Origin of the sequence: Actinomyces provencensis, from assembly GCF_900155435.1 — a bacterium.
GTDB lineage: Bacteria > Actinomycetota > Actinomycetes > Actinomycetales > Actinomycetaceae > Pauljensenia > Pauljensenia provencensis.
On the sequence record NZ_LT700212.1, the window covers coordinates 1,913,885 to 1,928,374 of the forward strand.

A 14,490-nucleotide genomic window follows, 5' to 3' on the forward strand; every position below is an offset into this window, starting at 1 on the left:
CGCTGGAGCGGGGCGGGTTCCCCGCGGGGACCACCCGCCGCTCAGGTCCCCAGGGGGGACGAGGGCGACTGCGGTGGTCCCTCGCGGAACCGACTCAGAGTGCGTCGATGGTGGAGGCCGCGTTGGGACGGGCGTCGAGGGTGATGCCCAGGTCCTCGCGGGCGTCGAACTCCTCGTCGTCGTCACGCAGGTCGATCGTGTTGCCGGCGGCGTCGAGGGCCTCGACGTTCAGGCACAGCGACCGCATCTCCTGGATGAGGACGCGCAGGGACTCGGGGATGCCGGGCTCGGGGATGTCCTCGCCCTTGACGATCGCCTCGTAGACCTTCACGCGGCCCGTCGTGTCGTCGGACTTGATCGTGAGCAGCTCCTGGAGCGCGTAGGCCGCGCCGTAGGCCTCCAGTGCCCAGACCTCCATCTCGCCGAATCGCTGGCCGCCGAACTGGGCCTTGCCGCCCAGGGGCTGCTGCGTGATCATCGAGTAGGGGCCGGTGGAACGGGCGTGGATCTTGTCGTCGACCAGGTGGTGCAGCTTGAGCATGTAGGCGTACCCGACGGCGATCGGGTACGGGAACGGCTCGCCGGAGCGCCCGTCGAACAGCCGCGCCTTGCCCGTGTCGTCCGTGAGGCGGTCGCCGTCACGGTTGGGGTTGATGTTGCGCAGCAGGCCGGTCAGTTCCTCGGCGTCCATGCCGTCGAAGACGGGGGTGGCGACCAGGGTCTCCGGGTCCACCACGACACCCTCCTCGGGCAGGGCCTCGGCCCAGTCCTCGCCGGCCTTGCGCGGGCTGGAGGCGTCCCAGCCCTGGTGGGCGAGCCACCCGAGGTGGTACTCCAGCACCTGGCCGACGTTCATACGACCGGGCACGCCCAGCGGGTTGAGGATGATGTCCACGGGGGTCCCGTCCGCGAGGAACGGCATGTCCTCCTGGGGCAGGATCTTGGAGACGACGCCCTTGTTGCCGTGGCGTCCGGCCATCTTGTCACCGACGGTGATCTTGCGTCGCTGGGCGACGTAGACACGCACGGTCTGGCGGACGCCGGGGTTGAGGTCGTCCTCGTCATCGTTGAACTCGCGCACGCCGATGACGATGCCCTCCTCGCCGTGGGGCACACGCAGGGAGGTGTCGCGCACCTCGCGGGCCTTCTCGCCGAAGATGGCGCGCAGCAGGCGCTCCTCGGAGGTCAGCTCCGTCTCGCCCTTGGGCGTGACCTTGCCGACGAGCACGTCGCCGGCCTGGACCTCGGCACCGATGCGGATGATGCCGCGCTCGTCGAGGTCGGCCAGGGACTCCTCGGAGACGTTGGGGATGTCCCGGGTGATCTCCTCCTCGCCGAGCTTCGTCTCGCGGGCGTCGACCTCGTACTCCTCGATGTGGATGGAGGTGAGGACGTCGTCCTCGACCACGCGGCGCGACAGGATGATCGCGTCCTCGTAGTTGAGGCCCTCCCACGACATGTAGGCGACCAGCAGGTTCTTGCCGAGTGCCACCTCGCCGGAGGCGGTCGCGGGGCCGTCGGCCAGGACGGACCCGACCTCGACGCGCGTGCCCTCGTCGACGATGACCCTCTGGTTGGTGCAGTTGCCGGGGTTGGAGCGCTCGAACTTCTCCAGGCGGTAGGTGTCGCGTCCGCCCTCGTCGGTGGCGACCACGACGAGGTCCGCGGAGACCTCGGTGACCACGCCGGAGTGCTCGGCCAGCACCATCTCACCGGAGTCCTGGGCTGCGCGGCGCTCCATGCCCGTGCCCACGAGCGGGGCCTCGGTCTTGAGCAGCGGCACGGCCTGGCGCTGCATGTTGGCGCCCATGAGTGCGCGGTTGGCGTCGTCGTGCTCCAGGAAGGGGATGAACGCGGTCGCCACCGACACCATCTGGCGTGCGGAGACGTCCATGTAGTCCACGCGCGAGCGCGCGATCTCCGTGGGGTCGTCCCCGGCCACACGGCAGAGGACCTGCTCCTGGGCGAAGGTGCCGTCCGGGTTGAGCGGGGAGGAGGCCTGGGCGATGAAGTGCCCGATCTCGTCATCTGCGGTCAGGTAGTGGACCTCGTCGGTGACGTGTCCGTCCTTGACGATGCGGTAGGGGGTCTCGATGAACCCGAAGGGGTTGATGCGCGCGAAGGTGGCCAGGGAGCCGATCAGGCCGATGTTGGGGCCTTCAGGGGTCTCGATGGGGCACATGCGCCCGTAGTGGGAGGGGTGGACGTCGCGGACCTCCATGCCCGCGCGGTCGCGGGACAGGCCGCCGGGGCCCAGCGCCGAGAGGCGGCGCTTGTGGGTGAGGCCCGACAGCGGGTTGTTCTGGTCCATGAACTGCGAGAGCTGGGAGGTCCCGAAGAACTCCTTGATCGCGGCCACGACGGGACGGATGTTGATCAGGCTCTGGGGCGTGATCGACTCCGCCTCCTGGGTGGTCATGCGCTCACGCACGGTGCGCTCCATGCGGGCCAGGCCCGTGCGGACCTGGGCCTGGATGAGCTCGCCCACCGCGCGGATGCGACGGTTGCCGAAGTGGTCGATGTCGTCGGGCTCGACGCGCAGCTCGACGGGCTCACCGCCACGCATGCCGGGGAACGTGGTGTCGCCCTTGTGCAGGGCGAGGAGGTACTTGATGGCGGCGACGATGTCCTGCTCGGTCAGCGTCGAGGCCTTGGGGTCCAGCTCCAGGCCCAGCTTCTTGTTGATCTTGTAGCGTCCGACCTTGGCCAGGTCGTAGCGCTTGTCATCGAAGTAGAAGTTGTTGAGCAGCGCCTGACCGGCCTCCACCGAGGGCGGCTCGCCCGGGCGGATCTTGCGGTAGATGTCCTTGAGGGCCTCCTCCTGGGTCTGGACGGTGTCCTTCTCCAGGGTCTCCAGCAGGACGGGGTAGTCGGAGAACTCCTCGCGGATCTGCGAGTCGGTCATGCCGATGGCCTTGAGGAAGTGCGTGACGGGCTGCTTGCGCTTGCGGTCGATGCGCACGCCCACGGCGTCACGCTTGTCGATCTCGAACTCCAGCCAGGCACCACGCGACGGGATGACCTTGCAGCCGAACACGTCCTTGTCGGAGGTGCGGTCGGAGGAGCGGTCGAAGTAGACGCCCGGGGAGCGCACCAGCTGGGAGACGACGACGCGCTCGGTGCCGTTGATGATGAAGGTGCCACGACGCGTCATCAGGGGGAAGTCACCCATGAAGACGGTCTGGGACTTGATCTCGCCGGTCTCGTAGTTCATGTACTCGGCGGTCACGTACATGGGGGCCGAGTAGGTGTAGTCCTTGGCCTTGGCCTCCTCCACCGTGTACTTCGGCTTCTCGAGGCGGTGGTCACGGAAAGAGAGGGACATGGTCTGTGCCACGTCCTCGATGGGGGAGATCTCCTCGAAGATCTCCTCCAGTCCGGAGGTGTCGGGGACGTCGAAACGCCCGGACGACTTCGCGGTCTCGACGCGGGCCTTCCATGCGTCGTTGCCCAGCAACCAGTCGAAGCTCTCGGTCTGGAGACCGAGGAGGTTGGGAGCCTGGAGGGGCTCACGGAGCTTCGCGAAAGAGATGCGGGACTTGGGCTGGTGTGCTGTGGAGCTACTGGCAGCCAAAGGGGGTCCTTCCCAAGGGATCGAACATGCGCGCTCGTCCGCCTGCGGCCCATATCTGACACTGTCCACCCACGCTCAGCGCCGGTTTCGGCGTGGCGGTACAGGTCACCTCGGGCACAATCAGGCGCAAATAGTCATGATATGGGCGCGAACGGCCCGCGGCAAGGGCTGGGCGCGTTTGTGTCCCGATTCACGAGGGCGGACCGGGCCACGCCCCAGCGGGGCCCAGGGCCACACCCCTCCACGCCCCTCCCGGGACATCCCGGGACACCCCGCTCCATCCTGCCGAGCCGGGTCCCACCGCCCCTCGGAGGCACGTCCCACTCGGAACGGTCGCGGCCCACCGTCCGACGCGGAGGTGACCAGGGCGGACGTCGGTGATCGACGAGAGCGGACCTCGAGGGTAGAACAGAGCGGACTTCGGTGGTCGAACAGAGCGGACTTCGAGGGTCGAACAGAGCGGACTTCGCCGGGTGGACAGACGGGTGCCCGCGGACCGGTGTGGTCCGCGGGCACCCGCGAAGAGCTCAGCAGAGCAGGGTCACTTGAGGGTGACGGTGCCGCCTGCAGCCTCGATCTCGGACTTCGCCTTCTCGGCGTCCTCCTTCTTGGCGTTCTCGAAGATGGTCGAGGGAGCGGAGTCCACGAGGTCCTTGGCTTCCTTCAGGCCCAGGCCGGTGAGGGCCTTGACGGCCTTGACGACCGCGATCTTCTTGTCGCCGGAGGACTCGAGGACGACCTCGAACTCGGACTTCTCCTCGGCCTCCTCGGCGTCGGCAGCGGGGGCGGCGGCGACGGCCACGGCGGCGGGGGCCGCAGCGGTGACGTCGAAGACCTCCTCGAACTGCTTGACGAAGTCGGACAGCTCGATGAGCGTCATTTCCTTGAAAGCTTCGATGAGCTCGTCAGCGGAGAGCTTGGCCATGATTGGCATTCCTTCCTATTGGCCTGCTACGCGAGCAGATTGGTGATGATGTCCGCGCACCGGGGTGCGCGGGGCCTGTCGCGTCAGGCCGCCTGCTCCTGCTTGTCGCGGAGAGCATCGATGGTGCGCACCGTCTTGGACGGCAGCGCGTTGAACATGTACGCAGCCTGGGAGATCTTGGCCTTGAGGACGCCTGCGGCCTGGGCCAGCAGCACCTCCCGGGACTCAAGATCGGCCAGCTTGGTGACACTCTCGGCGGACAGCGGTGCGCCGTCCATGGCGCCGGACTTCAGCACCAGTGCCGGGTTCTCCTTGGCAAAATCACGCAGGGTCTTGGCGGCCTCGACAGGCTCACCAGTGACGAATGCGATGGCGGTCGGGCCCTTGAGGTCCGACTCCAGGAAGTCGAGACCGACCTCCTTGGCCGCCAACGCAGCCAGCGTGTTCTTCACCACGGCGTAGTGCGCACCCTCGCCCAGTCCGCGTCGCAGCGTCTTGAGCTGCGCCACGGTCAGGCCGCGGTACTCAGTGAGCAGCACTGCGTCGGCGCCGCGGAATCGCTCCACGAGCTCGGCGACAGTTGCCACCTTGTCAGACCTCGCCATGGTCCTCCTTCCGATGTGTGCCCGTCGCACCCATGCAAGAAGCCCGACACGCAGGTGCGTGCCGGGCCCGGAAGTCCGTTCCCGCCCCGAGGGGCGGACACTCACCTGCGTCGGCTGCTCCAGCACTTCGACCCGCGCATTGGCGGATGTCCGACGGTCTTTGGCGGGACAACCCTACCAGCGACCGTCCCCGCCACCAACCTGTCAGGATGTGGGACCGGGCACGTGACCCAGGGGATCCAACTGGGCCAGGGAGTGCTCGAGACCCCCCTCGCGCGCAGTGGCCAACCACAACTTGCGGTGGCGCAGCAGGAGTTCTCCCCACCGGACCGACAGGTCGTCGCGCGAGGCCAGGGAGCGCCCTCGTGCGACGTCCACGAGGGTCAGACCGAAAGCGCACATGTCCACGCACAGACGCACCTGGGCGCGTGCCAGGGAGCCGCTGCCCCCGGACCCCGGGTCCAGCTGGCGCGCTGCCTCGGTGACGGCCCGGCGGGCCTCGTCGATCCCAGCGTCCTCGACCCCCCACTCGGGGGGCAGGTGCCCTCCGAGCCGGAGCGCCTCCCAGGTGATGTCCGTGTTGCGCAGGGGCAGGGGCGCAAGTTCCGGGACCTCACCCAGCGTGAGCAGGGCGGCGGCGACATCGGGAGGGGTCAGGGCGGAAAGCAGGCGGTGCAGGCGGTCCCCCGGGCCGACCCCGCGCCAGGCCCGCACGGCGACCTCGACGGCGCAGGGGAGGTTGAGCGTCTCGGGTGCCCAGTGCCCCTTCCCCGCCCAGGCGGTCACCAGCAGACCCGTGGCCCCGTGGGCGACCCCCCACTCCACGGCGTCCTCGACATTGGCCCGGGCGCGCACCGAGCGCCCGCAGAACGTGTTCCAGGTCCCCGCACCCGGGGCCACCCAGAAGGCCCGTCCCGACCCAGCCACGGCGGCACCCGTGGTGGCGAAGCCCGGGGTCCCGCGCACCGGGTCGGGTGGTTCGGAGCAGCGCACGATCGGGACCACGTGGTCGGGCACGTCCTCCAGGAGACGGGGGTCGAGGGCGAGCACGTCCGCCCACATCTCCCCCACGACCCCGCGTTCACCCACGGCGTGTGTGGCGTGCTGCAGGAAGTCCATGTAGACGCGTGCCAGGCCGCGGCGCTCCACGAGCGCCCGCGAGGCGCCGTGCCCCAGCTCCCGGGTCGAGTGGCCCCCGATGTTGATCCTGCGGGAGGACAGGACTCCGGTCAGCTGGTCGACGAGGGATGCCACGAAGTGGGCGTTGGAGGGGGTGGCCGCGAGTTCCGAGGGAGGGAAGTGCTGTCCGTCGTCGCCGGTACGGCCCTGGGGCAGTTCTGCCCGGGAAGCGTACTCCGGGTGGCACAGCCACCGCTCCCAGTGGGTGAGCGGCTCGATCGCGGTGACCAGGCGGATGCCGTGGGTGGCGCACAGGGTCTCGATGCGGTGCAGCTGGAGGGGGGTCAGCGGTGAGGTCCCCTCCCACACCGTGTCCTGGTCCCGGTAGGTGAAGGCGTGCCCGACGCGCAGTTCGAGCTGGTTGAAACGCAGGCGTTCCAGGACCTCGACGAGGCGGACGAGGCCGTCCCAGGAGAGGATCCGGTCCCCGGACATGTCCATGAGCCAGGCGCGCGTGGGGATCAGCGGAGCGTCGCGCACCTCCAGGGCCGTGTGGAAGGACTCGTCCTCGTTGAGGAACTCGACCATCTCCAGGCCTGCCGCCAGACCCCGGTCGTCGCGGTGGGCGATGACCACCCCGTCCTGGCGGTAGAGGAGCCTGAAACCCTGGGCGGGCACCTCCGCGTCCCGCCGCGGGATGACGGTGGTCGAGGCATCCGCCCGCGCACCGTCGACGACGACGCGGGTCGCACCCTGCGCGAAGTACCGGGAGATTTCGTCCACGGCGATGATCCTATTCCCCGCCGGGAGAGCGCCGGGACCCGGACAGGCGTCCGGGTCCCCCGCTCACGAGGCGTGCAGTCCCAGTCCCCGCGGACAGAGCTTTCCTGTTCCCCGCGGGACGCGCGGAGCCGGACGCGCGCGGGCACAGCAGTGGGGGCCACAGGTCAATGACCTGTGGCCCCCACATCCGCCCTCGTGGACGGGATGACCCGATCCGCGCGGATCAGGCGGCGTCGGCGTCCACCAAACCCTTGACCTTCGTGGCGTCCAGCGGGATGCCGGGGCCCATCGTGGTCGAGGCGGTGGCCTTGAGGATGTAGCGACCCTTGGCGGAGGTCGGCTTGAGGCGCAGGATCTCCTCCAGCACCGCGGCGTAGTTCTCCGTGAGCTGCTCAGCGGTGAAGGAGGTCTTGCCGACGATGAAGGCGAGGTTGCCGTGCTTGTCGACACGGAACTCGATGCGTCCGCCCTTGATCTCGCGGATGGCCTTGGCAACATCCATGGTGACGGTGCCCGTCTTCGGGTTCGGCATGAGGCCACGGGGGCCGAGCACGCGGCCCAGACGACCGACCTTGCCCATCATGTCGGGGGTGGCCACCGCGACGTCGAAGTCGGTGTAGCCCTTCTGGACCTTCTCGATCAACTCGTCGCCACCGACCTCGTCGGCGCCGGCGTCCAGCGCCTCCTGTGCACGCTCGCCAACGGCGAAGACCAAGACCCGGGAGGTCTTGCCGGTGCCGTGCGGCAGGGAGACGGTGCCACGGACCATCTGGTCGGCCTTGCGAGGGTCGACACCCAGACGGAACATGACCTCGACGGTCGAGTCGAACTTGGTGACAGTGGTTTCCTTGGCGAGCTTCATCGCAGCCAGGGGAGCGTAGAGCTCACCCTCGTGGATCTTCTCCGCGGCGTTGCGATAGCTCTTCGAGCGCTTCGTCATTCTGCTTCTCTCCTTGCAGTCGTGGTAGTGCGGGCAGCGCGTGCCCTACCACTGGGGGTGTGTCAGGCGTCGACCGTGATGCCCATGGAGCGGGCGGTGCCGGCGATGATCTTCGCTGCTGCGTCGATGTCGTTGGCGTTGAGGTCGACCATCTTGGCCTCGGCGATCTCGCGGACCTGCGCCTGCGAGATGGAGGCGACCTTGACGGTGTTGGGGGTGGAGGAGCCCTTGGGAACTCCCGCGGCCTTCTTGATCATCTCCGACGCCGGGGGCGTCTTGAGGACGAACGTGAAGGAGCGGTCCTCGTAGACGGTGATCTCGACCGGGACGATCGAGCCGCGCTGGGACTCGGTGGCTGCGTTGTAGGCCTTCGTGAACTCCATGATGTTCACGCCGTGCTGGCCCAGGGCGGGGCCAACGGGCGGAGCGGGGTTCGCGGCGCCGGCGGCGATCTGCAGCTTGATCAGGCCGGTGACCTTCTTCTTCGGTGCCATGGTTTTCGGGTCTTTCGTCAGTGTTGCCACATCACGGCGGCCGCCGTGACGTCACGCCCCCCGGCGCCTGCGCCCCACCCTGGGGTGGACACGCTGGCGCCAAGGCGCACAAATGCCGATGATATCGCGCCCCGGACCTGTTCCCAAGTCCGGGTGCGTGAGATCACTGGTCGAGCTTCTCGACCTGGTCGAAGCCGAGCTCCATCGGGGTCTCGCGCTCGAAGATGGTGACCAGCACCTTCAGCTTCTGCTGGTCGGGCATGATCTCGGAGATCGTGGCGGTCATGGTCTCGAAGGGGCCGTCGGTGACGGTGACGACCTCGCCGACCTCGTAGTTGACCTGGACCTGCTGGACGGGGGCCGGGCCGGTCTTCTGCTCGGCCGCCGCCTCCTCCATGACGTTGGGGGTGAGCAGCATGACGACCTCGTCCTCGTTGAGGGGGACGGGGTTGTGCTGGTCGCCCACGAAGCCGGTGACCGCAGGGGTCTCCTTGACGACGCGCCAGGACTCGTCGGTGAAGTCCATGCACACGATCACGTAGCCGGGGATGCGGACGCGACGTACGCGCTTCTTCTGCGTGCCGCGGTACTCCATGACGTACTCGTCGGGGACCTCGACCTTGTAGATCAGGTCCTCCATGTTCTGGGAGGCGATGCGCTGCTCAAGGTTGTTCTTCACCTTGCGCTCGTGCCCGGAGTAGGTGTGGATGACGTACCAGTCGCCGGGCAGCAGGCGCAGTTCGTCACGCAGCTTCTGGATCGGGTCCTCGACCTCACCCTCCTCGGCCTCCCCGACCTCGCCCTCGTCGGAGGCGGCCGCCTCGGAGGCGCCTTCGTCGGTCGCCGGGGCCGCGTCAGCATCAGCGTCGGCCGCGTCCGTTGCAGGGACGACGGCCTCCGGGTCGTCGGCAGGGTTCAGGCTGTCCACGGCGACGGGGGCGTCGGTGGGCGCCTCGTCCGGGGCGGGACCGTCGGAGCGGTCGAGGCCCTCGAAGTCATCGGTGCGGAATTCGTCGGTCACGGTTCTCCTCCTGAGGGGGCCGGTGGCGACCGGCCGTCGGACGGCTGCACGGGTGGAAAAAACCCGCCTGCAGTCGGAGCTGCGGGCGGGTCGATCGGTGTCAGCCGAAGATCAATGTGTTCAGCCTACCGAATCCCAGGTCGAGTAGCCCGGTGTAGGCCATGATGAGTGCCACAAACACGATGACGACGACGAAATAGGTCCACGTCTCCGACTTGGTCGGGTAGGTGACCTTCTTCATCTCGGAGACGACCTGCGAGACGAACAGGGCGATCCTGCGGAAGAAGCCGGGCCTCTTGCCGTCAGCCGGGGAGACCTGGTCACGACCGCGTGTCGCGCCTGACTTGGTGCGGTCTCGTGGTGCGGCGGGAACCTGTGGCTTCCCGGGAACCGAGGGGAGGCCGTCGTCGGCGGATCCGCCACCCAGTGCGCGGCTGTCGCTCATCGCGTCCCCCTCATGGATCACACCTGACTGTTCGGAATGGCAGGGCAGGCGGGACTCGAACCCACAACCGCCGGTTTTGGAGACCGGTGCGCTACCAATTGCGCCACTGCCCTACTGCGGACCTCGCGACCCGCCCGGACGAGTCTAGGTGTGCACGCCCCGGCATGTCCAACCGGTGCTCCCGGGTCCCGGGGCCCGGCACCACTCCCCCGCCCGCGACGAGTGCGCGACGGGCACGGCCCCAGTCCGGCGACATGCCGGCGATCACCGTCGATGACGCCGCCCCGGCTGAGGACCCGCTGCAGACATGGGGCACGTCCGCCACGGCCCCGTCCCGGGGCATGCCGTCCGACCCGGGACGAACGTCCCACACCGCGACCGGATCGCGGGCACTGCCGGGCGGTGCGGCGTGGCCCGTGCCACCATGACCCCGTGACCACACAACCACGCTCCCGTGTCTCTGCCCGCCTCGCTGCCATCACCCCCTCGGCCACCCTGGCCGTGGACGCCAAGGCGAAGGCCCTCAAGGCCCAGGGTCGCCCCGTCATCGGCTTCGGTGCCGGCGAGCCCGACTTCCCCACCCCCGACTACATCGTCCAGGCCGCCATCGAGGCCGCCCAGGAACCCGCGATGCACCGCTACACCCCTGCCGCGGGTCTGCCCGCACTGCGCAAGGCCGTCGCGGAGAAGACACTGCGCGACTCCGGCTACGAGGTCGACCCCGCCAGCGTGCTGATCACCAACGGCGGCAAGCAGGCCGTGTTCCAGGCCTTCGCCGCCCTGCTGGACCCCGATGACGAGGTCATCCTCCCCACCCCCTACTGGACCACCTACCCGGAGGCCATCAAGTTGGCCGGGGGCATCACCGTCCCCGTCTTCGCCGGCGCCGACCAGGAGTACAAGGTCACCGTCGAGCAGCTGGAGGCCGCACGCACACCGCGCACCAAGCTGCTGCTGCACTGCTCGCCCTCGAACCCCACCGGAGCCGTCTACACACCCGAGGAGACCACGGCCATCGGCCAGTGGGCCCTGGAGCACGGCATCTGGGTGGTCACCGACGAGATCTACGAGCACCTCCTCTACGACGACGCCCAGCCCGCCCACATCGTGCGACTGGTGCCGGAGCTGGCCGACCAGACCGTCGTCCTCAACGGTGTCGCCAAGACCTATGCCATGACCGGGTGGCGCGTGGGCTGGATGATCGGCCCCCAGGACATCATCAAGGCCGCGACCTCCTTCCAGTCGCACCTGACCTCCAACGTCAACAACATCGCACAGCGTGCGGCCATCGCTGCGGTGTCGGGTCCCCTGGACGCCGTGGCCGACATGCGCGCCGCCTTCGACCGGCGCCGACGCACGATCGTGTCGATGCTCTCCGAGATCGACGGCTTCGAGGTGCCCGTCCCCAAGGGCGCGTTCTACGCCTACCCCAGTGTCGAGGGCGTGCTCGGACGCACGATCCGGGGGCGAGTGGCTTCGACCTCCGCCGAGCTCGCGGAGATCATCCTCAGCGAGGTCGAGGTGGCTGTCGTCCCGGGCGAGGCATTCGGGCCCTCAGGCTTCCTGCGCCTGTCCTACGCGCTGGCCGACGATGACCTGGCCGAGGGCGTGGGGCGCATCCAGGAGCTGCTGGCCGAAGCGCACTGAGCCCTGATCCACCGTTTAGGGGGTGGGTTGTGGGGGTGTGAAAAAGGGAGGATGCCCCTTCTGATCTGGGATAATGGGTGTCGCCAGACAAACCATTTCACCAAGTCGAGGGGGCATCGCTCAGGTGCAATCGTCTCACACTCCCACCCGCCGTTTCACCCCGGTCTTCGATGAGGACCACCTCGTCTCCGCCGGGGGCCTGCCCGCGGTGATGGGCCTGGCCCAGCGGGCCGGGCTCGCTGATCTGCTGAACGAGCGGCTGACGGTGGCATCCCCGAACGCGGTGGTCAAGACGCGCGCGCTGGTGACGGGCATGCTGGCGGGGGCCGATGACATTGACGGGATGGATGTCTTGCGTTCGGGGGGCACGGCGAAGGTGGTGGGGGCGGTGCGTGCCCCCTCCACCCTGGGGACCTTCCTGCGGTCCTTCACCCACGGTCACACCCTCCAGCTGGGAGCCATCAACCGCCAGCTCCTGGCCAACCTGGCCCCCAGGGTCCCCACCCTGTTCGGCAGTGATGAGCTGGTGATGGTGGACCTCGATGACACCATCCGGGAGGTGCACGGGTATTCGAAGCAGGCGGTGGCCTACGGCTACAACCATGTCAAGGGCCTCAACGCCCTCGTCGCCACCATCAGCACCGAGCACACCCCGCCCGTGATCGCCGGGGCCCAACTGCGTCGGGGCAACATCCGCAGCGGGGGCAACGCCGCCTGGCACGCCAAGAGAGCCCTCACAGTCCTCAGACGCGTCCGCCCGGATGCGAGGGTGATGGGTCGGGCTGACAGCGCGTTTTGCACGTGCGACTTCGTCCACGCCTTCCTCGACGCCGGGTGCTGGTTCTCCGTGACCGTCCCCCAGTGGAAGACCGTCACCCGAGCCATCAGTGCGATCCGGGAGGAGGAGTGGGTGGGGATCCACTACCCCAACGCCGTCTTCGAAGAAGACACGGGAGAATGGATTAGTGACGCCGAGGTCGCAGAAGTCCCCTTCACCGCCTTCACCTCCCACACGGTGAGTGAACACGTCACCTGCAGGCTCGTCGTGCGCCGTGTCAAGCGGTTGAACCCGAAGGCCAGCCCGGGTCAGGGGGAACTGTTCGACACGTACCGGTACCACCCCTTCATCACCAACTCCACCCTCCCCATGGTCCAGGCCGATGAGCGTCACCGGGGACATGCGATCATCGAGCAGGTCATGGCCGAGTTGAAGGGCAATGCCCTGGCGCACCTGCCCTCGGGGAAGTTCCAGGCCAACGCCGCCTGGCTGCAGTTGGCGGTCCTGGCGTTCAACATCTCCCGGGCCGCAGCCCACGCCGCAGGCATGAACACCGCCCGCATGCCCACCATCCGCACCCGACTCATCCACGTGCCAGCACGAGTGGCCACGAGGTCCAGGCGCCGCTTCCTGCACTACCCGACCCACTGGCCCTGGCAACGCCAGTTCATGGACCTGTGGGGCCACGCCACCGGCAGCGACCCGCCCCTGGCGGCCTGACCACCACCCACCCAGCCCCAGCGGGCCCAACCCGAGGAACCCCAGGACAAGCCGACACCAGTGGTCGGAGACCCCACCACACCCCGGAACCCGAACACCCTCACACCAGCACAAACACACCACCACAACCCCATCCCGCTCGCCTCACACCACCCCCACCCCCACAAACGGTGGATCAGGGCTGAGGCATCCGGTGGTCGCATCAGTGCCGCTCGGGCGGCACTGATCCGGCACTGACGGGGCGGGGACCACACATCGGGAAGGATGTGTGGTCCCCGCCCCTGTTCGGTCAGGTTCCTGGTGCCGTCCGTGCTAGCGGCCCGCTCGACCCGGCCCTTTCCTGCCGGAGCTCGGGTCACGAGGGCTGCTGCGTGTGCAGAAATGCGGCTCTTGTGACTCTTCCGTGGGTGGTTGAGCGGGTCTGTGGGGGTGCACGCCGTTCTCTGGTCTATGTTTCTGGCTTGTCTAGGCCATGTCTCCTATGTCTTGAGCCATTGGAGGATGGCGTGGAGGACTGTGGCTGAGCGGTAGGTGGTGGCGAGCTTGTCGTATCTGGTGGCCAGTCCCCGCCATTGCTTGACGCTGTTGAAGGACCGCTCGACCACGTTGCGGCCCTTGTAGGCCTCCACATCGAGGCCAGGTGGTCTGCCGCCCTGGGAGCCCTTCTTCTGGCGGGCGGCGATCTCGTTCTTCTTCTGGGGGATCACCATCTTGATGTGGCGGGCACGCAGGTAGCGGCGGTTCACACCTGAGGTGTACCCGCGATCCGCCAAGACCACCTCGGGTGTGGTGCGAGGCCTGCCGGTAGGCCGAGGAACATAGATGTCTTCCAGGGTGTCCTTGAGCATCACGCCATCGTTGCGTTGCCCGCCAGTGACCACCATGGCGAGTGGGAGGCCGTGTCCGTCCACGACCTGGTGGATCTTCGTGGTCAACCCGCCTCGGGACCGACCAACGCCGTGACCTGCGGGTTCATCCTCCCCGGTGGGAGATTTCTTGTAGTTCGATCGCGCCCCCTGTGTCCTGCTCGGGGCGTTTGGTGTTGGTGGCGTGCTGGTGAGCGCGATTGATCGTCGCATCGATGCTGACCGCCCAGTCCACCTCACCTCGCGTGTCCGCCTGGGAGATGACGTGGGAGAGCACATGGTCCCACACGCCTCGGCGTGCATACGAGCGATGCCTCTTCCACACCGTCTGCCACGGCCCGTACTGCTCCCGAGGTAGGTCCCGCCACGGGATCCCCGTGCGATACCGGTAGATGATCCCGTTGACGATCCTCCGGTTGTTGGTGAACGGGCGGCCCTTCCTGCCCTCGTTGGACGGCAGGAGCGGCTCCACCACCGCCCACTGCTCATCCGTCAAGGCCTCAAACCGGGTCAACTCACTCACCTGGCCAGTATCGGGCAAGCCGAACTCCACATATAGGAGACACGCCCTAG

The 14,490-nt window shown here is 68.0% G+C and carries 12 protein-coding genes and 1 tRNA gene; 2 read left to right on the plus strand and 11 right to left on the minus strand.

Annotation, left to right across the window (positions count from 1 at the left end):
• Nucleotides 1-94: 94 nt before the first annotated feature.
• The 9 genes from rpoB to BQ9890_RS08555 form a co-directional block, all read right to left on the minus strand.
• Nucleotides 95-3,574, minus strand: a complete 3,480-nt coding sequence (gene rpoB, locus BQ9890_RS08515) for a DNA-directed RNA polymerase subunit beta (protein ID WP_075890825.1) — start codon at nt 3,572-3,574, stop codon at nt 95-97.
• Nucleotides 3,575-4,115: 541 nt separating this feature from the next.
• Nucleotides 4,116-4,499, minus strand: coding sequence for a 50S ribosomal protein L7/L12 (rplL, locus tag BQ9890_RS08520; protein WP_075890827.1), 384 nt, complete (start codon nt 4,497-4,499; stop codon nt 4,116-4,118).
• 83 nt (nt 4,500-4,582) lie between these two features.
• On the minus strand, nt 4,583-5,104 hold the full coding sequence (rplJ, locus tag BQ9890_RS08525) for a 50S ribosomal protein L10 (protein WP_075890829.1): 522 nt from the start codon (nt 5,102-5,104) through the stop codon (nt 4,583-4,585).
• Nucleotides 5,105-5,308: 204 nt separating this feature from the next.
• Nucleotides 5,309-7,006, minus strand: coding sequence for a hypothetical protein (locus BQ9890_RS08530; RefSeq protein WP_075890831.1), 1,698 nt, complete (start codon nt 7,004-7,006; stop codon nt 5,309-5,311).
• A gap of 223 nt (nt 7,007-7,229) precedes the next feature.
• Entirely contained in the window at nt 7,230-7,946 is a 717-nt protein-coding gene (gene rplA, locus BQ9890_RS08535) for a 50S ribosomal protein L1 (protein ID WP_075890833.1), read from the minus strand.
• A 62-nt stretch (nt 7,947-8,008) separates the two neighbouring features.
• Nucleotides 8,009-8,440, minus strand: coding sequence for a 50S ribosomal protein L11 (gene rplK, locus BQ9890_RS08540; RefSeq protein WP_075890835.1), 432 nt, complete (start codon nt 8,438-8,440; stop codon nt 8,009-8,011).
• Between the two features lie 163 nt (nt 8,441-8,603).
• Nucleotides 8,604-9,368 carry a transcription termination/antitermination protein NusG gene (nusG, locus tag BQ9890_RS08545; RefSeq protein ID WP_078062565.1) on the minus strand — a complete coding sequence of 255 codons (765 nt, stop codon included), beginning with the start codon at nt 9,366-9,368 and terminating at the stop codon, nt 8,604-8,606.
• A 193-nt stretch (nt 9,369-9,561) separates the two neighbouring features.
• The gene (secE, locus tag BQ9890_RS08550) at nt 9,562-9,906 is read right to left on the minus strand and encodes a preprotein translocase subunit SecE (RefSeq protein WP_075890839.1); all 345 of its coding nucleotides are present in this window, start codon (nt 9,904-9,906) and stop codon (nt 9,562-9,564) included.
• Between the two features lie 37 nt (nt 9,907-9,943).
• Nucleotides 9,944-10,019: transfer RNA gene (locus tag BQ9890_RS08555), tRNA-Trp, on the minus strand.
• A gap of 319 nt (nt 10,020-10,338) precedes the next feature.
• Here BQ9890_RS08555 and BQ9890_RS08560 point away from each other — a divergent pair.
• Together BQ9890_RS08560 and BQ9890_RS08565 are read left to right on the plus strand one after the other, a co-directional pair.
• Entirely contained in the window at nt 10,339-11,553 is a 1,215-nt protein-coding gene (locus BQ9890_RS08560) for a pyridoxal phosphate-dependent aminotransferase (protein WP_075890841.1), read from the plus strand.
• Between the two features lie 73 nt (nt 11,554-11,626).
• Nucleotides 11,627-13,051 carry an IS1380 family transposase gene (locus BQ9890_RS08565; protein WP_230297884.1) on the plus strand — a complete coding sequence of 475 codons (1,425 nt, stop codon included), beginning with the start codon at nt 11,627-11,629 and terminating at the stop codon, nt 13,049-13,051.
• 479 nt (nt 13,052-13,530) lie between these two features.
• Here the strand turns inward: BQ9890_RS08565 and BQ9890_RS08570 are convergent, their stop codons facing one another.
• On the minus strand, nt 13,531-14,130 hold the full coding sequence (locus BQ9890_RS08570; protein ID WP_078062235.1) for an IS5 family transposase: 600 nt from the start codon (nt 14,128-14,130) through the stop codon (nt 13,531-13,533).
• On the minus strand, nt 14,024-14,440 hold the full coding sequence (locus tag BQ9890_RS16910; protein WP_075890300.1) for an IS5 family transposase: 417 nt from the start codon (nt 14,438-14,440) through the stop codon (nt 14,024-14,026). The genes BQ9890_RS08570 and BQ9890_RS16910 overlap by 107 nt, the downstream gene beginning before the upstream one ends.
• Nucleotides 14,441-14,490 lie beyond the last annotated feature (50 nt).